The sequence below is a fragment of the Maritimimonas sp. 2210JD6-3 genome (genome assembly GCF_056591795.1).
Map to the genome: position 1 here is coordinate 1 of NZ_JBWQOJ010000123.1, position 222 is coordinate 222.

The window sequence follows — 222 nt, forward strand, 5'->3', positions numbered from 1 at the left end:
TATGATGATGGCAATGGTAATGTAACGACGCAGACCCAGAATGTTATTATAGATGATACGACGGCCCCAGTAGCAGACACGGCTACCTTACCAGATGTTACTGAGCAGTGTGAAGTAACGGCTATTACGGCTCCTACAGCTACGGATAATTGTGTAGGCAGTATTACAGGTACTACTACGACGAGCTTCCCAATAACGGCACAGGGTACTACGGTTGTTACT

The 222-nt window shown here is 46.4% G+C and carries 1 protein-coding gene; it reads left to right on the forward strand.

Going from position 1 to position 222, the window contains the following annotated elements; all coding sequences use genetic code 11:
* On the forward strand, nucleotides 1–222 hold a 222-nt coding region (locus AC1EUY_RS16225), incomplete at both ends, for a hypothetical protein (protein WP_480196595.1).